At 69.5% G+C, this 21,198-nt stretch carries 16 protein-coding genes and 1 pseudogene; 1 reads left to right on the forward strand and 16 read right to left on the reverse strand.

Annotated elements, in window-relative coordinates; translation table 11 throughout:
• Positions 1-21 precede the first annotated feature (21 nt).
• The 16 genes and pseudogenes from MMA15_RS04220 to MMA15_RS04295 all read right to left on the reverse strand — a co-directional run bounded on the left by MMA15_RS04220 (position 22) and on the right by MMA15_RS04295 (position 17,653).
• Positions 22-435 carry a hypothetical protein gene (locus tag MMA15_RS04220; protein WP_241057600.1) on the reverse strand — a complete coding sequence of 138 codons (414 nt, stop codon included), beginning with the start codon at positions 433-435 and terminating at the stop codon, positions 22-24.
• Between the two features lie 10 nt (positions 436-445).
• The gene (locus MMA15_RS28150) at positions 446-1,711 is read right to left on the reverse strand and encodes an amidase domain-containing protein (protein ID WP_241057602.1); all 1,266 of its coding nucleotides are present in this window, start codon (positions 1,709-1,711) and stop codon (positions 446-448) included.
• Positions 1,712-1,714: 3 nt separating this feature from the next.
• Positions 1,715-2,038 (reverse strand): WXG100 family type VII secretion target, encoded by a 324-nt coding sequence (locus MMA15_RS04230; protein WP_241057603.1) that lies wholly within the window; start codon positions 2,036-2,038, stop codon positions 1,715-1,717.
• A 273-nt stretch (positions 2,039-2,311) separates the two neighbouring features.
• Positions 2,312-3,796 (reverse strand): Glu/Leu/Phe/Val dehydrogenase dimerization domain-containing protein, encoded by a 1,485-nt coding sequence (locus MMA15_RS04235; RefSeq protein WP_241057604.1) that lies wholly within the window; start codon positions 3,794-3,796, stop codon positions 2,312-2,314.
• Between the two features lie 613 nt (positions 3,797-4,409).
• Positions 4,410-6,059, reverse strand: a complete 1,650-nt coding sequence (gene pgi / locus MMA15_RS04240; protein ID WP_241057605.1) for a glucose-6-phosphate isomerase — start codon at positions 6,057-6,059, stop codon at positions 4,410-4,412.
• A 224-nt stretch (positions 6,060-6,283) separates the two neighbouring features.
• Positions 6,284-6,750 (reverse strand): annotated as a pseudogene (locus MMA15_RS28405) (RNA polymerase-binding protein RbpA).
• Positions 6,751-6,961: 211 nt separating this feature from the next.
• Positions 6,962-7,192, reverse strand: coding sequence for a preprotein translocase subunit SecG (gene secG, locus MMA15_RS04250; protein ID WP_241057606.1), 231 nt, complete (start codon positions 7,190-7,192; stop codon positions 6,962-6,964).
• 166 nt (positions 7,193-7,358) lie between these two features.
• Positions 7,359-8,135 carry a triose-phosphate isomerase gene (gene tpiA / locus MMA15_RS04255; RefSeq protein WP_241057607.1) on the reverse strand — a complete coding sequence of 259 codons (777 nt, stop codon included), beginning with the start codon at positions 8,133-8,135 and terminating at the stop codon, positions 7,359-7,361.
• Positions 8,136-8,256: 121 nt separating this feature from the next.
• Positions 8,257-9,471 (reverse strand): phosphoglycerate kinase, encoded by a 1,215-nt coding sequence (locus MMA15_RS04260; RefSeq protein ID WP_241057608.1) that lies wholly within the window; start codon positions 9,469-9,471, stop codon positions 8,257-8,259.
• Positions 9,472-9,620: 149 nt separating this feature from the next.
• Positions 9,621-10,625, reverse strand: a complete 1,005-nt coding sequence (gene gap, locus MMA15_RS04265; RefSeq protein ID WP_241057609.1) for a type I glyceraldehyde-3-phosphate dehydrogenase — start codon at positions 10,623-10,625, stop codon at positions 9,621-9,623.
• 202 nt (positions 10,626-10,827) lie between these two features.
• Positions 10,828-11,805: a DNA-binding protein WhiA gene (gene whiA, locus MMA15_RS04270; protein WP_241057611.1), complete on the reverse strand. Its 978-nt coding sequence runs from the start codon at positions 11,803-11,805 to the stop codon at positions 10,828-10,830.
• Positions 11,796-12,848, reverse strand: a complete 1,053-nt coding sequence (locus MMA15_RS04275) for a gluconeogenesis factor YvcK family protein (protein WP_241057613.1) — start codon at positions 12,846-12,848, stop codon at positions 11,796-11,798. Before MMA15_RS04275 ends, whiA begins: the two co-directional genes overlap by 10 nt.
• 49 nt (positions 12,849-12,897) lie before the next feature.
• A complete protein-coding gene (gene rapZ, locus MMA15_RS04280) occupies positions 12,898-13,998 on the reverse strand; it encodes an RNase adapter RapZ (RefSeq protein WP_241057617.1) in 1,101 nt (366 codons plus the stop codon).
• A 24-nt stretch (positions 13,999-14,022) separates the two neighbouring features.
• The gene (uvrC, locus tag MMA15_RS04285) at positions 14,023-16,089 is read right to left on the reverse strand and encodes an excinuclease ABC subunit UvrC (RefSeq protein WP_241057618.1); all 2,067 of its coding nucleotides are present in this window, start codon (positions 16,087-16,089) and stop codon (positions 14,023-14,025) included.
• Between the two features lie 125 nt (positions 16,090-16,214).
• Positions 16,215-16,871, reverse strand: coding sequence for an MBL fold metallo-hydrolase (locus MMA15_RS04290; RefSeq protein ID WP_241057619.1), 657 nt, complete (start codon positions 16,869-16,871; stop codon positions 16,215-16,217).
• Positions 16,872-16,921: 50 nt separating this feature from the next.
• The gene (locus MMA15_RS04295; RefSeq protein WP_241057621.1) at positions 16,922-17,653 is read right to left on the reverse strand and encodes a maleylpyruvate isomerase family mycothiol-dependent enzyme; all 732 of its coding nucleotides are present in this window, start codon (positions 17,651-17,653) and stop codon (positions 16,922-16,924) included.
• 232 nt (positions 17,654-17,885) lie between these two features.
• Here MMA15_RS04295 and uvrA point away from each other — a divergent pair, with 232 nt between their 5' ends.
• On the forward strand, positions 17,886-20,888 hold the full coding sequence (gene uvrA / locus MMA15_RS04300; protein ID WP_241057622.1) for an excinuclease ABC subunit UvrA: 3,003 nt from the start codon (positions 17,886-17,888) through the stop codon (positions 20,886-20,888).
• Positions 20,889-21,198 lie beyond the last annotated feature (310 nt).

Raw genomic sequence — 21,198 nt, forward strand, 5'->3', positions numbered from 1 at the left:
CGGCAGGAAAACCCTCGTACGTCAGGGCAGCAAGAGCGGAGCGATCCCCGAACAGCCCGTGCCGCCGGCCGGATCGGGCGCGAACGTCCAGTACAGAAAGGCGAGTTCGGCCAGCAGCAGCACGGGAGCGACACAGACGGCCGCCGCCGCGAGCCGCCCGGGGCGTGCCCCCGTCAGCCGCTCCCCACGGGCCCGCAGACCACGGGCCAGCACGCCGCACAGCAGCAGTGCCGCCACGGCACAGACCGGCGCCCCGATCGCGGTGACGTACATCCGCGTCGACGGCCCCAGATACTCGCAGTCCTGGAAGGTGTCACCGCCGAAGGCGACTCGTCCGGCCAGAAGAGCCGCCGAGAGCACGACCAGCCCTGCGACCGCAGGCGCCCGGCGATACCGCGCCCGTGACTCCGCCGAGGGCGTATCGCCGATGCTCATGTCCATCTCGTCAGTACCAATCCGGGTGCGGGCGGACGATGCGTACCTTCTGCCGGCCCTCCGCCTGCTCGGTGGAGTCGATGCGGCCTTCCAGGCTCACGTTCTGGCGCGAGTCGCTGTGCTGCGTGTACTTGATCTCGCCGTCCGGCATCACGGCTGTGACGACCGCCGTGTGGTGCGTGTTGCCCTTCTCGATGGACTCGTTCTCACCGGACTGCTCGTAGTAGATGACGTCGCCGGGGCGGACGTCGGACCGCGGCACCTCCTCGCCGCCGTGCTTCAGCATGAAGTTCTGGTGGTTCTCCGCGGCGCCCCAAGTGTCGGAGTACGCAAGGCGCTTGTCGACCTCATCCACGCCCGTGCGGTTGCCGATCATCCAGGTGTCGTCGCCCGTCGTGCCCTCCCAGAAACTGGTCTTCTCCTGCATCCCCGCGTGATGGAGGGCGTTGGAGACGAAGTTGGTGCAGTTGTTGCCGAAGTCGGTCGGGTCCTCCTTGTTCCAGTTGTCGAGCGCGTACCGGACCATCTTCACGCGGTCGAACTTCCCGTCGGTGCCCCGCAGTTCACGCTTCACATCCTCCGGGACGCCGTTCAGCCCGGCGATCGCCACCGGCTGGGCGAGCATCATGTCCTTGCGCTGCTCCGGGCTCAGCCCCTGCCACCAGCGGCGGACTGTCTCCGGCGACTCCCCGACCGGGACGTCTCCTGCCAGCATGTTCATCTGCACCTGGGAGGCATGGCCCTGTAGTTCGTTCAGCGCCTTCTCCGGGTCGGTCACGTTCGTCGCCGCGCCCAGCTTGGCGAACTCCTTGGCCGCCGCCGTGTCGGCCTCGGTGACCTGCTCCAGCGCCTGGTTGATCAGCGCCTGCACCTGCGTGCGGTAGGGGCCCATCTCCTCGGCCTGGGTGCGGTTGTGCACCTCCGGGCCCGTGACGGTGCCGTCCGCGCCTATCTCCATGCCGTAGCGGTGGGCGAGTTCACGTGCTTCGCGGAGGGTGCTGTGCGCGGTCTCGATGGTGGTGGTCATGCCGTCGGCGACCATGTTCACGGCGAGAAGGATGTCGCGGGCCGCCTCCAACTGGTCGGCGAGCTTCTCGAAATCCGCCGCGGCCGCGGTCCCGACCTCGTCGGTCCAGTGCTCCGAGAGCGGCTTGGACCCGTACTCGCGCAGATCCTTCGACGCCTTGAGCGCATAGTCCGACAGCGACTGGAACTCCTCTGCCGCGCCTGCCCACTTACGAGGCCGGGCATCGGCGACTCCCGCGTAGTCCACCACGGCTCACACCTGCCCGAGGTCGCGCAGACCGGCGTTGAGACGCGAGTCCGCCTCGGCGTCGGCACGGTCGTAGCCGTCGGCGGACTCCTTCAGCCGGCGACTGAGGTCGCCCATCCGCTTGGCGAGGCCCACCATGTGGTTCTCCCACTTCTCGGCACACGCCTTGAGCTGGGCCGGGCTCGTCCAGCCGTTGCCGTAGTGGGAGGAGTGCACGCCCTCGGAGTCGTCGAGAGCGTGGTCGAGGCGCTTGGACACCTGCCTGGACAGCGCCTCCGTGTCCGCGGCGGCACCGCGCACACCGGCGGAGTCGATGTGAATGTTCCCCATGAATTCCTCCCCCTTCGCCCTTGTGGGCGCACATGGCGCGTACAGGCTACAGAGGTCCGTACGCCTCGCCGATGACGATCCGTGCACGATCCGGCGAGTGCTGACGCTGCGTCATACGTCAACGCCCCGGCGCCGCCTGGCACTTGAGAGACCCGGAAGGCGGGCTGGAAAGCGGGGCCCGAAAGTACGGCTCGAAAGAGGAGCGGACACGGCGGTGCCCTGCGACCGGAGGACCGGCCGCAGGGCACCGTCTGCCCGTGTGTGGTCGTCGGTTCAGGGCTGACCGGAAGCCGACTCGTCGGCGGGACCCGGGTAGTACGCGGGGAAAGCCGCGGCAGGCCGCCGTCCGTTCTCCAGCGGGGACTCCACGAGGTCCGCCCCTTCCGGGAGAGCGCCGTTCGGCGGGTGGACGACGTTCTCGACCGCCTCCACCACCGCGGCCTCCACCTCGGCGACGACCGCCTCTTCCGGCTGTGCTTCACGCTCCTGGTCGCGATCCGCGTCGCCCACGGTGAACTGCTGGCCCTGCGGTACGGCCGGGAACAGATCGCGGAACGCCACCGCACCGCCGTACTCGCTGATCATGTGCTGCGAGTTGTCGCAGGCGAACTTGATCCCTTCCGTCCGCATCGACATCCCGCTCTCGTCCGCCCGGCTGAGCAGGTCCCGTACCAGCGGACGCATCTGTGCCGACAGCCTGCTGCACGCACCCGACGGGCTGACCACCTCGCCCAGGATGACCCACCAAGCTCCGGCAGCCGCACCGGTGTTGGCGATGAAGTCGGGTACGACCGTGATCCCGCGCTCAAGAAGCCGCTGCTCCGCCTCGGGAGTCGTGGGCACGTTCGCGGCCTCCACCACGAACTGGCCGCGAATGCGGTCGCAGTTGTCGGCCGTGATCGTGTGTCCGACGGCGGCGGGCACCAGTACGTCGACGTCCATGCCCAGCCACTCGTCGCCGGGGGCCTCCACGTCGTCCTCGCGCAGCAGGGAGCGGTCGATGACGCCGCCCGTCCGCCGTGCGGACAGCAGGAGTTCGACGTCGAGTCCCCGCGACTCGTTGACGATCATCCCCTGTGCGTCCGTGACGCCGACGATCTTCACCCCGGCGTGCGCGAGGTAGAGCGCCGTGGAACCGCCCATCGCTCCGAAGCCCTGCACCACGGCGCTGGCCGTGGCCGCCGGGATCTCGCGGTGCTCCAGTGCGGCCAGAGCGGCCTCCGCCACGCCGTAGCCACCGATCAGCTCCGACAGCAGCAGGCCCTCCGTGCGAGTGGTGAACGCCTGCTGGATGCGGGAGCGCACCTCCGCCTCGTCGTCGGAGCGGACCACCGCGGCATGGAACGAGGTGTCGCCGATGCCCACCCGCTGGAAGGCCTGGTCGAGTTGCTCCTGCTGCGTGCCGAGGTCGCCCGCGGTCACCCAGAAGCGTTCCAGCAGCGGACGTACGCCTTCGAGGAAACGCTCGCGCACCTCGTCGGCCCGGGGGTCCGTGGGGTCGAAGTCGATTCCGCCCTTGGCGCCGCCCACGTGAATTCCGAAAGCGCCCATCTTGAGCGTCATTTCCCGTGCCAGTTCGGCCACTTCACCGACCGTGCACCCGGGCCGCATACGCAGGCCGCCCGTGGCGATGCCCGTCACGAGCTGGTCGATCACGACGAAGCCGCGGGCAGGCGTCATGGAGTCGCGCCATGTGACCTGTAGGAAGGGTTCATGCTCAAAAACCTGCAACGGCGTCTCGACAGCAGAATGTGTCACTTGGCACTCACCCTTTCCAGTCACTGATAGACACTACTCACGCGTACGGGACCAGCCGGTACGGCTTGGATGACCAGGAGCCACGGCTGCCCGCTGAGGGAACTGCATGAATTCTTGCGCCGATTGGAGCGGATGCAGCGCTCGCAGCCAATCGGGATCCGTACGGGCAGGAAGAATTACGCCGCTGGGCACACTTGTGGCGTGCCATCAGACGGCGCATTAAGGTTCTTCGGAATTACGCAGAGAACGCATCTGGTTGCGTTGTGCGTAGCGCCTACTGTGAGGTCCCGCTTCACCCCTTGTCAAGGCATGTCTGGGGCCGGATGCCCTGGCGTTTTTCCGCCTGTCCGCCGCCAATTCGAACAGAAAAGAAAAGGCGGCTCGGCGCGACCGCTCCCCGCGCCGGAAACAGCAGTTGGGAAGCCGTACGGGCCCGGACGACGCGTACGAATCCGTGCCCGCACGACGGGCCACGAGGAGGGGGACGCGGAGGAACGGGGCTGAAGATCGATGCCCGGGACCGAGGGGCGAAGAGCGGCGCCCCGCCCGGGCCCGGGCGAACTCAGCGGTCGGTGACCGGCGATCAGTTATCGGTGCCCAGTGATCGGGAGGATCAGCGGCCCCGCAGCCTCCGGTAGCGGCCCACGAGCGCCGACGTCGAGGCGTCCAGACCCTCGACCTCCGCGCCCCCGGCGAGCGCCGGTTCCAGGCGCTTGGCGAGGACCTTCCCCAGCTCGACGCCCCACTGGTCGAAGCTGTCGATGTCCCACACGGCGCCCTGCACGAACACCTTGTGCTCGTACAGCGCGACGAGTTGACCCAGCACCGACGGGGTCAGCTCCTCGGCGAGGATCGTGGTGGTCGGCCGGTTGCCGGGGAACGTGCGGTGGGGCACCTGCTCCTCCGGCACGCCCTCGGCCCGTACCTCCTCGGCGGTCTTGCCGAAGGCCAGCGCCTGTCCCTGTGCGAAGAGGTTCGCCATCAACAGGTCGTGCTGGTCCGCCAGTTCACCCAGACCCGGCGCGGGACGTGCGATGCCGATGAGGTCGGCGGGGATCATCCTGGTGCCCTGGTGGAGCAGTTGGTAGTACGCGTGCTGCCCGTTGGTGCCGGGCGTGCCCCAGACGACGGGCCCCGTCTGCCAGTCGACCGGGCGGCCGTCCCTGTCGGTGGACTTGCCGTTCGACTCCATGTCCAACTGCTGGAGATACGCGGTGAATTGGGAGAAGTAGTGGCTGTATGGCAGCACGGCATGCGACTGCGCGTCGAAGAAGCTGCCGTACCAGATGCCCAGAAGTCCCAGCAGCATCGGGGCGTTGGCCTCGGGAGGCGCCGTACGGAAGTGCTCGTCCACGAGGTGGAAGCCCGCGAGCATCTCACCGAAGCGGTCGGCGCCGATCGCGACCATCAGGGACAGCCCGATCGCCGAGTCGTACGAGTAGCGCCCGCCGACCCAGTCCCAGAATTCGAACATGTTCTCCGTGTCGATGCCGAACTCGGAGACCTTCTCCGCGTTGGTCGACACGGCGACGAAGTGCTTGGCCACCGCGCCCTGTTCGCCGCCGAGGCCCGCAAGCAGCCACCGGCGGGCGGCCGTTGCGTTGGTGATGGTCTCGATCGTGGTGAACGTCTTGGATGCGACGATGAACAGCGTCTCGGCGGGGTCCAGTCCGCGCAGCGCCTCGTGCAGATCGGCGCCGTCCACGTTCGACACGAACCGGAAGTCCAACTCCCGCTGCGTGTAAGGGCGCAGCACCTCGTAGGCCATTTTCGGACCCAGGTCCGATCCGCCGATGCCGATGTTGACGACGTTGCGGATGCGCTTGCCGGTGTGCCCCTTCCAGTGCCCGTCGCGGACCTTGTGGGCGAAGAGCGCCATCTTGGCGAGCACCGCGTGCACCTTCGGCACGACGTCCTCGCCGTCGACGGGGATGCGGGCCGCGGCCGGGGTGCGCAGCGCGGTGTGCAGAACGGCCCTGTCCTCGGTGACGTTGATCTTCTCGCCGTCGAACATGGCGTCCCGGAGTTCCATCACCCCGGCCGCCGCGGCCAGTTCACGCAGCAGCCGCAGCGTCTCGTCGGTCACGAGCTGCTTCGAGTAGTCCAGATACAGATCGCCGACCTGCAAGCCGTACCGCTCGGCGCGGCCGGCGTCGTCGGCGAAGAGCGTACGCAGATGCGTGTCACCGAAGTCCTCACGGTGCTTGGCCAGCGCGTGCCACTCGGGGAGCTGATCGAGCCGGGTGCGGCGGGCTGCGTTCATCGGCGGTGGTCACCTTCTCCTCGTGCTGAATACGCCGCGCACCAACCTAATTGACCGGCGACCGGACCGCGCGCACCGCATGGACGGCGGGGACGGTGACGCTGAACTGCCGGAGAACGGCGGCAGGAAGGAGCAGCGCGACGAGTCGTCACGCGAGGAGAAGGAGAGGGCACGAGGGCCCGTGGAGCGGGCGGACAGCACCGCTCTGGTGCGGCAGGCCGGACTCAGATCTCGCCGCGGAGCTTCGCGAGGGCCTCGGCCAGGATGGCCTCGCCGTCCTCGTCGCTGCGCCGCTCACGTACGTATGCGAGATGGGTCTTGTACGGCTCCGTGCGCGGCGGGTCCGGGGGTTGTCCTCGTCCGTGCCGGCCGGAAAGCCACAGCGAGGGCAGTCCCAGGTCTCCGGGATCTGAGCGTCGCTGGCGAAGCTGGGCTGTGTCTCGTGTCCGTTGGAACACCAGAAGGAGATCCGGAGGCGCGGAGCGGTCTCGCCTCTCTCGGCCTCTCCCATAGGCCCCGCCCCGACCCGGCTGCCCCGGATCGCGTTGCCACTTGCCACGGTCGTAACTCCCTGCCTCGCGGTGCCGCGGAACATCGACGATGAGTCCGTCGCGGGCGCCCTAGTGTACGTAGGGCCCAACGCGCGTCCAGTGACCGGAGTTACTGCGTCGGCTCCGGACGCGAGCCTCATGATAGGCCGGGTACGGCGACTTGCGGCTGCTCTTGCAAGGCCGGAGACGCCCCGGGCTCATGCGCACACGCGGGCGTGCGTGACAGATGTGGCGCGGGCGCGCGGGTGGTCGTGCCACGGGGCATGCCGGACGACCGCGCTACGGGAGATCCGGCGGAAGGCGGAAAGGGCGGGACGCTGAACGCCCCGCCCCGCGCTGCGTCGCGCCGCGTCAGCTCTCCAGCTTCATCAGCAGCCCGAGCACGACGATGATCGCGAACCAGATCAGCCCGACCGCGACGGTCAGCCGGTCCAGGTTGCGTTCGGCGACCGAGGAGCCGCCGACGGACGACTGCATGCCGCCGCCGAACATGTCGGAGAGGCCGCCGCCCTTCCCCTTGTGCATCAGAACCAGCAGCGCCAGCAGGAAACTGAAGACGATGAGGGCGATAGAGAACCCCATGATCACGGCTGGACCAACTCTCTCGGACTTCGCGGAAGACTTCACAGGTGCGGGGGCCGGACGCGGGCCCGGCCCCCGACAGCGTACGACGGGTCACTGCCCGGCGTCATACGCCTGCCCTTTCGGGCTACTTGCCACTGCTCGTACCAGGGCCGTACGGGCCGTGCTACTGGTCGCGGAAGCGCACGATCTTGACGAACTCGTCCGCGTCCAGCGAGGCGCCGCCCACCAGGGCGCCGTCGATGTCCGGCTGCGCCATGATCTGCGCGACGTTACCGGACTTCACCGAGCCGCCGTACTGGATGCGGACCTCGTCGGCCACCTCCTGCCCGTACAGCTCGGCGAGGCGGGCGCGGATGGCACCGCAGACCTCCTGCGCGTCCTCCGCGCCGCAGGTCTTGCCGGTGCCGATGGCCCACACCGGCTCGTAGGCGATCACGATGGTGGACGCCTGCTCGGCGGGCACGTCCTTCAGCGCACCGTCGACCTGGGCGAGGGTGTGCGCGACGTGGTTGCCCTCCTCGCGCACCGGCAGTTCCTCGCCGACGCAGAGGATCGGCGTCAGATCGTGGGCGAAGGCCGTCTTGACCTTGGCGTTGACCAGCGGCTCGTCCTCGCCGTGGTACTGGCGGCGCTCGGAGTGGCCGATCGCCACATAGGAGCAGTTGAGCTTGGCCAGCATCGGCCCGGAGATCTCACCGGTGTACGCGCCGGAGGCGTGCGCCGAGACGTCCTGCGCCCCGTACTTGATCTTCAGCTTGTCGCCGTCGACCAGGGTCTGTACGGAACGCAGATCGGTGAAGGGCGGCAGGACCGCGACCTCGACGGCCGCGTGGTCCTTGTCCGTAAGGGCGAACGCGAGCTTCTGGACATGCGCGATGGCCTCGAGGTGGTTGAGGTTCATCTTCCAGTTGCCCGCCATCAGCGGGGTGCGGTTGCTCACGGGGTCCAGTCCTCCATTGTTCGCTTCTCCGCCCGTGCTGGGGGTACCACCCACCGAAGGCAGGGGGAGCAGAAGTACGGGCGGAATGCCGTCTGCGGCTGAGCGGCCGCACGGACGTCGCTCACGAGTCCTCCAGTGCGGCGAGGCCGGGGAGCGTCTTGCCCTCGAGGTATTCGAGGCTGGCGCCGCCGCCGGTCGAGATGTGGCCGAATGCGTTCTCGTCGAAGCCCAGCAGCCGGACGGCGGCGGCGCTGTCGCCACCCCCGACGACGTTGAACGAGCCGCTGTCGAGCAGCCCTTGAGCGACGGCACGCGTGCCCTCGGCGTAGTCGGGGTGCTCGAAGACGCCCATCGGGCCGTTCCAGAACACGGTCGCGGCGTCGGCGAGCTTCGAGGCGTACAGCTTGCGGGTCTCGGGCCCGATGTCCAGGCCCATGAGCCCGGCGGGGATGGCGCTCACGGCGACGGAAGAGGGCTCCGAGGGCGCCTTGGTCTTCAGGTCGGGGAAGCTCTCGGCCGCCAGCACGTCCACGGGCAGCACGAACTCCACGCCCAGCTTCTCCGCCTGCTCCAGATAGCCCTTGACCGCGGGGATCTGGTCCTCCTGAAGCAGCGACTCACCGACCTCGTGGCCCTGGGCCTTGAGGAAGGTGTACGCCATGCCGCCGCCGATGAGGATGCGGTCGGCCTTGTGCAGCAGATGCTCGATGACGCCCAGCTTGTCGGAGACCTTGGCCCCGCCGAGCACCACCGCGTACGGGCGGCGCACGTCCTCGGTGAGCTTCTTCAGCACGCCGACCTCGGTGGCGATGAGGCCGCCCGCGGCGTGCGGAAGACGTGCCGGAAGGTCGTAGACGGAGGCGTGCTTGCGGTGCACCGCGCCGAAGCCGTCCCCGACGTAGAGGTCGGCCAGCGCGGCGAGTTCGCCCGCGAAGGCAGCGCGCTCGGCGTCGTCCTTGCTGGTCTCACCGGCGTTGAAGCGCAGGTTCTCCAGGAGCGTGACGCTGCCGTCCGTGCTCGCCCCGACCGCGGACTTCGCGCTGTCGCCGACGGTGTCGGAGGCGAACGTGACGTCCTTGCCGAGGAGTTCACCGAGCCGCTTCGCCACGGGCGCCAGCGAGAACCGGGGGTCCGGCTCCCCCTTCGGCCTGCCCAGGTGCGAGGCGACGACGACTCGGGCACCGCCCTCGGCCAGCTTGCGGATGGTGGGGACGGCGGCCCTGATGCGGCCGTCGTCGGTGATGGTCTCGCCGTCCAGCGGGACGTTCAGGTCGGCGCGGACGAAGACCCGCTTCCCGCCCACTCCCCCGGCGATGAGTTCGTCGATCGTCTTCATGCTTGCTGGTGCTCTCCTTGGACTTCAGGCCCTCATGTGCTGGTGCCGGACATATGGGTCAGGGCTCGCCGGACGCGTCATCGCGCCCTGCGAGCCCTGCCACGGTCTGCCATCTCTCGGCGCTGCTCAGCTTCTACGCCGGAAGGTGCTCAGAGCTTGTCGCCGACGAAGGTGGTCAGGTCGACGAGACGGTTGGAGTAGCCCCACTCGTTGTCGTACCAGCCGACGATCTTGGCCTGCTTGCCCTGGACCATCGTCAGCGACGAGTCGAAGGTGCAGGAGGCGGGCCAGTTGACGATGTCCGAGGAGACGATCGGGTCCTCGGTGTACTCCAGCACGCCCTTTAGCTGGCCCTCGGCGGCCTTCTGGAACGCGGCGTTGATCTCGTCCTTGCTCGCCTCGCGGTCGAGCTCCAGCACCAGGTCGGTGACCGAGCCCGTGGGCACCGGCACACGCATGGCGATGCCGTCCAACTTGCCCTTGAGGTGCGGGAGTACGAGAGCGGTGGCCTTCGCGGCGCCCGTCGAGGTCGGGATGATGTTCTCGGCGGCGGCGCGGGCCCTGCGCAGGTCCTTGTGCGGGAAGTCCAGGATGCGCTGGTCGTTGGTGTAGGCGTGGACGGTCGTCATCATGCCCTTGACGATGCCGAAATTCTCGTCCGCGACCTTCGCCATCGGCGCCACACAGTTGGTGGTGCAGGAGGCGTTGGAGATGACGTTGTGCTTGGCCGGGTCGTAGGAGTCCTCGTTGACACCCATGACGACGGTGATGTCCTCCTCCTTGGCCGGAGCCGAGATGAGGACCTTCTTGGCGCCGGCGGCCAGGTGCTTGGCCGCGTCCTCGCGCTTGGTGAAGATGCCGGTGGACTCCACGACGATGTCGGCGCCGAGGTCGCCCCAGGGAAGCTGGGCCGGGTCGCGCTCCGCCATCGTCTTGAAGGTCTGGCTGCCCACCGTGATCGTGTCGTCGGTGTGGCCGACCTCCTGCTTGAGGCGGCCCAGGATGCTGTCGTACTTCAGCAGATGAACCAGGGTCGCGTTGTCGGTCAGGTCGTTGACACCGACGATCTCGATGTCCGCCCCCTGCTCGAGCAGTGCGCGGAAGTAGTTGCGACCGATGCGGCCGAAGCCGTTGATGCCTACGCGGATCGTCACGAACCGATCTCCTCGTTGGTACGCCGGTACGGACACCGGCAAAGCTGTATGGGATGTCCCCGACCGCTTCCGACCCTACCGCGCTCCACACTTCACGGTGACATCGGCCACCCGGGGGCATAGCACGGACCGAAGCCCTCGGCGGAGGCGGTTTCAGGCCGCGCACTCCGGCCGCGGCCTGAGTGCGCGGCGACCGCGCCGGTCAGCCGACCATCTCCTCGGTGAGGCTGGTCTCCGTGCCCGGAATTCCCAGATCCTGCGCACGCTTGTCGGCCATCGCCAGCAGCCTGCGGATACGTCCGGCGACGGCGTCCTTCGTCAGCGGCGGATCGGCCAGCGCGCCAAGCTCCTCCAGCGAAGCCTGCTTGTGGTCCATCCGCAGACGCCCGGCGGCAGCCAAGTGCTCCGGCACGTCGTCGGCGAGGATCTCCAGCGCACGCTGCACCCTCGCTCCGGCCGCCACGGCGGCACGTGCCGAGCGGCGCAGGTTGGCGTCGTCGAAGTTGGCCAGGCGGTTGGCCGTGGCCCGCACCTCGCGGCGCATCCGCCGCTCCTCCCACGCCAGCACCGACTCGTGGGCGCCCAGCCGCGTCAGCAGCGCGCCGATGGCGTCACCGTCGCGGACGACCACGCGGTCGACACCGCGCACCTCGCGTGCCTTCGCCGCGATCTGGAGCCTGCGGGCCGCGCCGACGAGCGCGAGCGCCGCCTCCGGTCCCGGGCAGGTGACCTCCAGCGAGGAGCTGCGGCCGGGCTCCGTGAGCGATCCGTGCGCGAGGAACGCCCCGCGCCAGGCGGACTCGGCGTCGCAGGTGGCCCCCGAGACCACCTGCGGCGGTAGGCCGCGGATCGGGCGCCCGCGGCTGTCGACCAGCCCTGTCTGGCGGGCGAGTTGGTCGCCGCCGGCCACGACCCTGACGACGTAGCGGCTGCCGCGGCGCAGTCCGCCCGGTGCCATCACCACCAGGTCGGAGCTGTGCCCGAAGATCTCCAGTACGTCCTTGCGCAGCCGGCGGGCCGCGATGCCCGTATCCAGCTCCGCCTCGATCACGATCCGCCCGCTCACCAGGTGCAGGCCGCCCGCGAAGCGCAGGATCGACGAGACCTCGGACTTCCGGCAGCAGGTCCGGGTGACGGGGAGCCGGGAGATCTCGTCCTTCACCGCAGCCGTCATCGCCATGGGCCGATCCTTCCATGCATCCGAAAAATACGGTCGTACGCGGCGGCCAGCAGCTCCGGATCATGCCTGGCTGCGCCTCCCCCGGGGCCTTCGCCACGGGACGCGCCCCCGGTCGCTGCGACCGGTGACAGCTCAGCCGTCGCTCCGAGCCGCTCGGCGGCCTGACACAGGGAGTCCCGGTCGGGGACGGCGTCCTCGTCGGCCAGCACCACGTGGAAGGCGAGTTTAGGGGCGTGTCGGGCCAAAACGTCCAAATGACGCTGCGGGGAGAAGCCATCCGTTTCTCCCGGCTGGGGCGCGAGGTTCAGCGAGAGCACCTTGCGGGCCTTCGTCCGCGTCAGTGCGTCCAGCAGTTCGGGCACGAGGAGATGGGGGATCACCGACGAGAACCAGGAGCCCGGGCCCAGTACGACCCAGTCCGCGTCCAGCACGGCCTTGACGGCCTCGGTGACGGCGGGCGGGTCGTGCGGCACGAGATGCACCTGCTGCACCTCGCCCCTGGTGAGCGCCACGGTCGCCTGGCCGCGCACGGTCGAGACCTCGTCGGGGCGCTCCGGGTCGTGACCCTTGACCAGCGCCTGAAGCTCCAGTGGCACAGCGGACATCGGCAGCACCCTGCCGTGCGCCCCCAGCAGCTTGCCCACCAGATCGAGGGCCTGTACGTGGTCGCCGAGCTGCTCCCACAGCGCGACGATCAGCAGATTGCCCACGGCGTGGTCGTGCAGCTCGCCGCGGCTGACGAAACGGTGCTGCACGACCTCCGCCCAGGTGCGGCCCCATTCGTCGTCGCCGCAGAGCGCCGCGAGCGCCTTGCGCAGGTCTCCGGGCGGCAGTACGCCCAGCTCGTCGCGGAGCCGTCCACTGGACCCGCCGTCGTCGGCGACGGTGACGACGGCGGTGAGGTCCCCGGTGATGCGGCGCAGCGCCGTGAGAGATGCGGACAGGCCCGCGCCGCCGCCGAGCGCCACGACCTTCGGCTGGGCGCCGCGCCGTACGGCCCGGGTGCCGACCGGACGCCGCAGCCGGATGGTCCTACGAGGCATTCGCGCTTCTCACGTCCTCAGTCCGTCAGTCCTCAGTCCCTCGGGTCCCTCATTCGCGTCCCATGTCGCGGTGCACCACCACGGTCTCCACGCCCGCGCCGGAGAGCCGCCTGGCCAGCTTCTCCGAGACGGCGACGCTGCGGTGCTTGCCGCCCGTGCAGCCGACCGCGACGGTGACGTAGCGCTTGCCCTCCCTGCGGTAGCCGGCGGCGATGAGCTGGAGCAGCTCGGCGTAGCGGTCGAGGAACTCCTTGGCGCCCGGCTGGTCGAAGACGTAGTCGGAGACCTCTTCGCTCATGCCGGTGTACGGGCGAAGCTCCGGAACCCAGTGCGGATTGGGCAGGAACCGGCAGTCGGCGACGAGGTCGGCGTCAACCGGGAGCCCGTACTTGTAACCGAAAGACATCACCGTGGCGCGGAGTTCGGGCTCCTCCTCGCCGGCGAAGCGGGCGTCGAGCTTGGCCCTCAGCTCGTGGACGTTGAGCCCGGAGGTGTCGATGACGAGGTCGGCGTCGCCGCGCAGCTCCCGCAGCAGGTCCCGTTCGGCGGCGATGCCGTCGACGATCCGGCCGTCGCCCTGGAGCGGGTGCGGCCGCCGCACGGATTCGAAGCGGCGCACCAGGGCCTCGTCGCTGGCCTCCAGATAGACGATGCGGCGCTTGACCTGCCGCTGGGAGAGATCGGCGAGGGACCCACGGAGGTTGTCGAAGAAGCTGCGGCCGCGGACGTCGACGACGACGGCGATGCGCGCGACGTTGCCCTGCGAGCGTGCGCCGAGGTCGACCATCGTGGGGATCAGCTCGGGCGGGAGGTTGTCGACGACGAACCAGCCGAGGTCTTCGAGGCACTTGGCGGCGGTGCTGCGCCCGGCGCCGGACATCCCGGAGATGATCACCAGCTCGGGGATCACGGGCTCACCGGCGGCGTCGGTGACCGTGGGCGCGTCCGTGTCGGGTGCGGCTGCCGGGCCCGCGCCCGGGGGCGCGCTCGCTCCCGGCCCCGCGTCCGGCCGCCCCGGCTGGACCGGTGGCCCCTCCGGGCGGCCCGAAGCAGCCGCGTCCCGCCCGGAGTCTCTGTGCTCCTCCTGAGCGCGCTGCCGTACGTCCTGATGTTCCTTAGGCCTGTGTTCCTGGCGCTGCCTGCTGCTCATGTGCTCCGCCCCCGCCCTTGTCGCTCACTCTTCTTCAACGATCTCACCGGTCGCCGTGTTCACAGCCGGTCCGGGGGACTTCGTGACAAGCGCCGCAGCGACGGCCTCCGCCGTCTTGCGGCCCACGCCCGGCACCTCGCAGATCTCCTCCACGGTCGCCGCCCGCAGCCGCTTGAGCGAGCCGAAGTGCCTCAGCAGCGCCTGCTTGCGGGACGCCCCGAGGCCGGAGACGGAGTCGAGCGGGCTCGCCTTCAGCGCCTTGGAACGCTTGCTGCGCTGATACCTGATCGCGAAGCGGTGCGCCTCGTCACGTACCCGCTGGAGGAGATAGAGACCCTCACTCGTACGGGGAAGGACGACCGGGTCCCCCTCCTGCGGAAGCCAGACCTCCTCCAGGCGCTTGGCGAGCCCGCAGACGGCGACGTCGTCGATGCCCAGCTCGTCCATGGCGCTGCGCGCCGCGGCGACCTGGGGGCGACCGCCGTCCACGACGATGAGCTGCGGGGGGTAGGCGAACTTCTTCGGCCTGCCGTCCTCGTCGCGTGCGGCGCCGACGCCCGTCTCCCCCGCGGGACCTCCCGCCTGCTCTCCTTCCGCGTCCGGCACGCCCGTCGGGCCGTCCGCCTCCGCGGGCTCCGGGCCCTCCCCCTCGGCGAAGTCGCCGCCCTGGCCGCCCCACTCGCCCGTACGGCGCTTCTCCTGGAGGTAGCGGCGGAAGCGCCTGCTGATCACCTCGTGCATGGAGCGGACGTCGTCCTGCCCGGCGAAGGACTTGATCTGGAAGCGCCTGTACTCGCTCTTGCGGGCGAGGCCGTCTTCGAAGACGACCATCGACGCGACCACGTCGTCGCCCTGGAAGTGGGAGATGTCGAAGCACTCGATGCGCAGCGGCGCCGAGTCGAGGCCGAGGTTCTCCGCGATCTCCTCCAGGGCGCGCGAACGCGTCGTGAGGTCGGAGGCGCGCTTGGTCTTGTGCAGCGCGAGCGCCTGCTTGGCGTTGCGGTCGACGGTCTCCATCAGGGCACGCTTGTCGCCGCGCTGCGGTACGCGCAGGCTGACGGCGCTGCCACGGCGGTCGCCGAGCCACTGGGCCGCGGGCTCCGGCGGCTCCGGAAGGGCGGGCACCAGCACCTCCTTGGGTACGGCCTCGCCGCTCTCGTCGCCGTAGAGCTGCTGGAGGGCGTGCTCGACGAGCTGGGGTGTGGCGATCTCCTCGACCTTGTCGGTGACCCAGCCGCGCTGGCCGCGGACCCGGCCGCCGCGTACGTGGAAGATCTGGACGGCGGCCTCCAGTTCGTCCTCGGCCACGGCGATCAGGTCGGCGTCGGTGGCGTCGGTGAGGACGACGGCGCTCTTCTCCATGGCGCGCTTCAAAGCGTCCATGTCGTCGCGCAGTCGTGCCGCCCTCTCGTACTCCATGTCCTCGGACGCCTGGGTCATCTCGCGCTCCAGGCGGCGCAGATACGAGCCGGTGTGCCCGGCGACGAAGTCGCAGAACTCCTCGGCGAGCCTGCGGTGTTCGTCCGCGGTGACCCGGCCGACGCAGGGCGCCGAGCACTTGTCGATATAGCCGAGCAAGCAGGGCCGGCCGATCTGGGCGGAGCGCTTGAAGACCCCCGCGGAGCAGGTGCGTACGGGAAACGCGCGCAGCATCAGGTCGACGGTCTCGCGGATCGCCCACGCGTGTGCGTACGGACCGAAGTAGCGCACGCCCTTCTTCTTGGGGCCGCGCATGACCTGGACCCGCGGATACTCCTCGTTGAGCGTGACCGCGAGGGACGGATAGCTCTTGTCGTCGCGGTACTTGACGTTGAACCGCGGGGCGAACTCCTTGATCCAGGAGTACTCGAGCTGAAGCGCCTCGACCTCGGTGGCGACCACCGTCCACTCCACGGAGGCCGCCGTGGTCACCATCGTGCGGGTGCGCACATGCAGACCGGCCGGGTCCTGGAAATAGCTGGCGAGGCGCTGCCGGAGGCTCTTGGCCTTGCCTACGTAGATCACCCGGCGGTGCTCGTCACGGAACCGGTAGACCCCCGGAGAGTCGGGGATCTCACCCGGGTCGGGGCGGTAGCTGGAGGGGTCTGCCATGCTGCACAGCCTACGTCCGCGGGCTGACAGACCGTCCCGTCGTCCGCTGCGCGGGAAGGCCGTCCGGCCTGCGAAGCAGGGTCCTCCGCTGCCGCCCCGTCAGCCCGGGGCGCGGTCCCCGCGGGTCACCATCCGCGCTCGCGCCACTCCTGCAGATGCGGGCGCTCGGCACCCAGGGTCGTGTCGCCGCCGTGGCCCGGGTAGACCCAGGTCTCGTCGGGGAGTTGGGCGAAGAGCTTGGTCTCCACGCCGTCGAGGAGGCTGGCGAACGCCTCGGGGTCGTCATGGGTGTTGCCGACGCCGCCGGGGAAGAGGCAGTCGCCGGTGAAGAGATGGGGGTGGCCGTGCGGGTCGTCGTAGACGAGGGTGATCGAGCCGGGCGTATGTCCCGTCAGATGGCGGGCCGTCAGGGCGACTTCGCCGACGCGCACGGTGTCGCCGTCCTCGACCGGGACGTCGGTGGCGACCGGGATGCCCTCCGCGTCGTAGCGCCCCGCGTAGGTGCGCGCTCCCGTCGCCTCGACGACCGGGGCCAGGGCCTGCCAGTGGTCGCCGTGCCGGTGGGTGGTGACGACTGAGGCGATGCCGTCGGAGCCGATGAGTTCGAGCAGCGTCTGCGGCTCGGCGGCGGCGTCGATCAGCAGTTGCTCGCCGGTCCTGCGGCAGCGCAGCAGATAGGCGTTGTTGTTCATGGAGCCGACCGCGACCTTGGAGATCATCAGGTCGGTCAGCTCGTGCACGTCGGCAGGTCCCCCGACCTGCACCTCTCCGGTGTAAGCCATGGGGACACCCTAGGGGGCCCGCCGCGGGCGGGCGCCAGGACGGCGCCGCGTCACAGCGCGGGCAGTTGCGGGAGCGGGTCACGTGCGGACAGGCCCGTGCCGGTGCTGCGGCCGGTGAGCCAGGCGACCAGGGCCGTGGGGCTTCCGGCGACGACGACGGTCTTGGCGGTGCCGTCCTCGGCCGCGCCCGTACGCCAGCTCACACCGTCCTCCGTACGGAGTTCGACGGGTACGCCGATGCCGGGGTGACCGGCGAAGCGCCGTGCCATGTTGGCCAGTTCGCGCTCGATGAAGGCGGCGGGCAGATCGTCCATGGCGTAGCCCACGCCGAGGTCGACATGGTGCAGCTCGACCTCGATCCAGCGCCGGAACGGCAGGGAATACGCCCGGTCCGTCACGCCGTTACGCAGCTCTACGGTGCGTTCCCAGTCGGAGTCGCGCTGTGCGGCGAAGGCACCGTCGAGGCGGGCCGCGCTGTCGCGCACGTCGACGAGGTGCTCGGCCACGCTGCGGGGTGCGTCGCGCTCGATGTCGGCGTCGCGGCTCTCGGCGCTGTCGTACATCGGGCGGGCGGCGAGGACGTTGATCAAGGCGTCGGCGTTGCGGGCGAGATGGGCCAGCACGTGGCCGCGGGTCCAGCCGGGCAGCAGCGAGGGCTTGGACGCGGTGGCGTCGTCGAGCTGCCCGACCGCGGCGAGCAGCCTGTCGGTGGCTCCCCGCAGGGCGGCGGCGTCGGCGACGGGGTCGGGAGCGGAGGGGGCGGGATTCGCTGACTGCGTCATGATCCCCAAGCTAGCCCCGCGCCTCCTCCGGGTGGAAGACGGCGCAAGCCACGGAAACGGCGCGGAATTCCCGCGAGGGAGACATGGTGAAGGAAGGCTCAGAATCGAATGCACGTGCTATAAGCTCTGAGGGCGGTACCGCTACGGTCCGGGACACACTCGGACGACACCGCCTCTAGTCTTGAGCGGGGGGCTCCTGCGCAGTCGGGGCACCCTGCTTCTCACACGAAAGGTGCCAACCGGCGTGGCCTCTGACCGTCTTCTCGTCCGTGGCGCTCGCGAGCACAATCTCCGGAATGTCTCGGTCGACCTCCCGCGCGACTCGCTCATCGTCTTCACCGGCCTGTCCGGCTCCGGCAAGTCCTCGCTCGCCTTCGACACGATCTTCGCCGAGGGGCAGCGCCGCTACGTCGAGTCGCTGTCCGCGTACGCCCGGCAGTTCCTCGGCCAGATGGACAAGCCCGACGTGGACTTCATCGAGGGCCTGTCCCCCGCGGTCTCCATCGACCAGAAGTCGACGTCGCGCAATCCGCGTTCCACGGTCGGCACGATCACCGAGGTCTACGACTACCTCCGGCTGCTCTTCGCCCGCATCGGCAAGCCGCACTGCCCGGAGTGCGGCCGTCCCATCGCCCGGCAGTCGCCTCAGGCCATCGTCGACCGGGTGCTGGACCTCGAGCCGGGCAGCCGCTTCCAGGTGCTGTCGCCGCTGGTGCGGGAGCGCAAGGGCGAATACGTCGACCTGTTCAACGAGTTGCAGACCAAGGGCTACAGCCGCGCCCGCGTCGACGGGCAGACGATCCAGCTCTCCGAGCCGCCCAAGCTGAAGAAGCAGGAGAAGCACACGATCGAAGTCGTCGTCGACCGCCTCACCGTCAAGGAGAGCGCGAAACGGCGGCTGACCGACTCCGTGGAGACCGCGCTCGGCCTCTCCGGCGGCATGGTGATCCTCGACTTCGTCGACCTGGACGAGGACGACCCGCAGCGCGAGCGGATGTTCTCCGAGCACCTCTACTGCCCGTACGACGACCTGTCGTTCGAGGAGCTGGAGCCGCGCACCTTCTCCTTCAACTCCCCCTTCGGCGCCTGCCCGGACTGCACCGGCATCGGCACGCGCATGGAGGTCGACCCGGAGCTGATCGTCCCGGACGAGGAGAAGTCGCTGGACGAGGGCGCGCTGCACCCGTGGTCGCACGGGCACACGCGTGACTACTTCGGCCGTCTCATCGGCGCACTCGCCGACGCGCTCGGCTTCCGTACGGACATCCCGTGGGCCGGGCTGCCGCAGCGCGCCAAGAAGGCACTGCTGCACGGCCACAAGACGCAGATCGAGGTGCGCTACCGCAACCGCTACGGACGGGAGCGGGCCTATACGACGGCGTTCGAGGGCGTCGTCCCCTTCGTCAAGCGCAGGCACCAGGAGGCGGAGACCGACAGCAGCCGGGAGCGCTTCGAGGGCTATATGCGCGAGGTGCCCTGCCCCACGTGTGAGGGCACGAGGCTGAAGCCGATCGTGCTCGCGGTGACGATGCAGGGGAAGTCGATCGCCGAGATCTCGGCGATGTCCATCAGCGAATGCGCCGACTTCCTGCGGGAGATGACGCTCAGCGACCGGGACAAGAAGATCGCCGAGCGGGTGCTGAAGGAGGTCAACGAGCGGCTGCGCTTCCTCGTCGACGTCGGACTCGACTACCTCTCGCTCAACCGTGCCGCAGGGACGCTCTCCGGCGGCGAGGCACAGCGCATCCGGCTGGCCACGCAGATCGGCTCGGGTCTGGTGGGTGTGCTCTACGTGCTGGACGAGCCGTCGATCGGACTGCACCAGCGCGACAACCACCGGCTGATCGAGACGCTGGTGCGGCTGCGGGACCTGGGCAACACCCTGATCGTCGTGGAGCACGACGAGGACACCATCAAGGCGGCCGACTGGGTCGTCGACATCGGTCCCGGCGCGGGCGAGCACGGCGGCAAGGTCGTGCACAGCGGCCCGCTCAAGGAGCTTCTGGCGAAGGCCGATTCGGTGACCGGGGACTATCTGGCGGGGAAGAAGAGCATCCCGCTTCCCGCGGTGCGCAGGCCCGCCGACCCGGAGCGGCAGTTGACGGTGCGCGGCGCCCGGGAGAACAACCTCCGCGACATCGACGTCTCCTTCCCCCTCGGCGTTCTCACGGCGGTGACGGGCGTGTCCGGATCGGGCAAGTCCACCCTCGTCAACGACATCCTCTACACCCACCTCGCACGGGAGCTGAACAACGCCAAGTCGGTGCCGGGCCGCCACACCCGGGTCGACGGCGACGACCTCGTCGACAAGGTCGTGCATGTCGACCAGTCGCCGATCGGCCGTACGCCGCGCTCCAACCCCGCCACGTACACGGGGGTCTTCGACCATGTGCGCAGGCTCTTCGCGGAGACGACGGAGGCGAAGGTGCGCGGCTACCAGCCGGGGCGCTTCTCCTTCAACGTCAAGGGCGGCCGGTGCGAGAACTGCTCCGGCGACGGCACCATCAAGATCGAGATGAACTTCCTCCCGGACGTCTTCGTGCCGTGCGAGGTCTGCCACGGCGCGCGCTACAACCGCGAGACGCTGGAGGTCCACTACAAGGGCAAGAACATCTCCGAGGTGCTGGAGATGCCCATCGAGCAGGCGATGGACTTCTTCGAGGCGGTGCCCGGCATCGCCCGCCATCTGCGGACGCTCAACGACGTCGGCCTGGGCTACGTAAGGCTGGGGCAGCCCGCGCCGACGCTCTCCGGCGGCGAGGCGCAGCGGGTGAAGCTCGCGAGCGAGCTTCAGAAACGCTCCACGGGCCGGACGGTGTACGTGCTCGACGAGCCCACGACGGGGCTGCACTTCGAGGACATCCGCAAGCTGATCTCGGTGCTGGACGGGCTGGTCGACAAGGGCAACACGGTCATCGTCATCGAGCACAATCTGGACGTCATCAAGACCGCGGACTGGGTCGTCGACATGGGCCCGGAGGGCGGATACGCCGGCGGTCTCGTCGTAGCCGAGGGCTCGCCGGAACAGGTGGCGGCCATTCCGGCCAGCCATACGGGGAAGTTCCTGCGGGACGTGCTGGGCGACCGCGTGAGCGACGCGCCGCCGTCAACGGCCCGGCGCCGTACGGGCGGGAGCAGGGCGGCGGGCACCACGGCGGGAAGCGGAGCGTCAGGCGGTGCGAGCGGCGCTGCGGGCGGCGGCGCGCGGAAGCGGACGTCGAAGACGAAGCGGTAGCAGCGGACGTCGAAGGCTGTAGTCACGGCACAGCACGGCACGACGCGACCACGGGCATAGGCACGGCACCGCGCGGTCGGCACGGCGACAGCACAGCAGTGCTGCCGTGCGCGGTCGCGCGGCCGGTGAACGTGCGCCCCGCCGCGCAGCTCGGCGAAGTCCCCGGATTTTGCTGCCGGTTCGCGTTCCACAGCGACAGGCCCGGTTGAGCCTCGGCTCAACCGGGCCTTCTCTCGGGTAAAACGGGGTTTCTCCGTCTTCGTCGAATTTCTTCCCGCCGTCTGGTGCGGACTGGAGTGCGCTGAGACGC

The organism is Streptomyces marispadix, assembly GCF_022524345.1.
GTDB lineage: Bacteria > Actinomycetota > Actinomycetes > Streptomycetales > Streptomycetaceae > Streptomyces > Streptomyces marispadix.

Coding starts and splice junctions, on each gene's coding strand:
- MMA15_RS04290 (WP_241057619.1), bottom strand. CDS start 16,871: ATGGCTTACACCGGAGAGGTGCAGGTCGGGGGACCTGCCGACGTGCAC.
- rapZ (WP_241057617.1), bottom strand. CDS start 13,998: ATGAGCAGCAGGCAGCGCCAGGAACACAGGCCTAAGGAACATCAGGAC.
- MMA15_RS04295 (WP_241057621.1), bottom strand. CDS start 17,653: ATGACGCAGTCAGCGAATCCCGCCCCCTCCGCTCCCGACCCCGTCGCC.
- MMA15_RS04220 (WP_241057600.1), bottom strand. CDS start 435: ATGAGCATCGGCGATACGCCCTCGGCGGAGTCACGGGCGCGGTATCGC.
- MMA15_RS04260 (WP_241057608.1), bottom strand. CDS start 9,471: ATGAAGACGATCGACGAACTCATCGCCGGGGGAGTGGGCGGGAAGCGG.
- MMA15_RS04230 (WP_241057603.1), bottom strand. CDS start 2,038: ATGGGGAACATTCACATCGACTCCGCCGGTGTGCGCGGTGCCGCCGCG.
- secG (WP_241057606.1), bottom strand. CDS start 7,192: ATGGGGTTCTCTATCGCCCTCATCGTCTTCAGTTTCCTGCTGGCGCTG.
- uvrC (WP_241057618.1), bottom strand. CDS start 16,089: ATGGCAGACCCCTCCAGCTACCGCCCCGACCCGGGTGAGATCCCCGAC.
- whiA (WP_241057611.1), bottom strand. CDS start 11,805: ATGGCGATGACGGCTGCGGTGAAGGACGAGATCTCCCGGCTCCCCGTC.
- pgi (WP_241057605.1), bottom strand. CDS start 6,059: ATGAACGCAGCCCGCCGCACCCGGCTCGATCAGCTCCCCGAGTGGCAC.
- MMA15_RS04275 (WP_241057613.1), bottom strand. CDS start 12,848: ATGCCTCGTAGGACCATCCGGCTGCGGCGTCCGGTCGGCACCCGGGCC.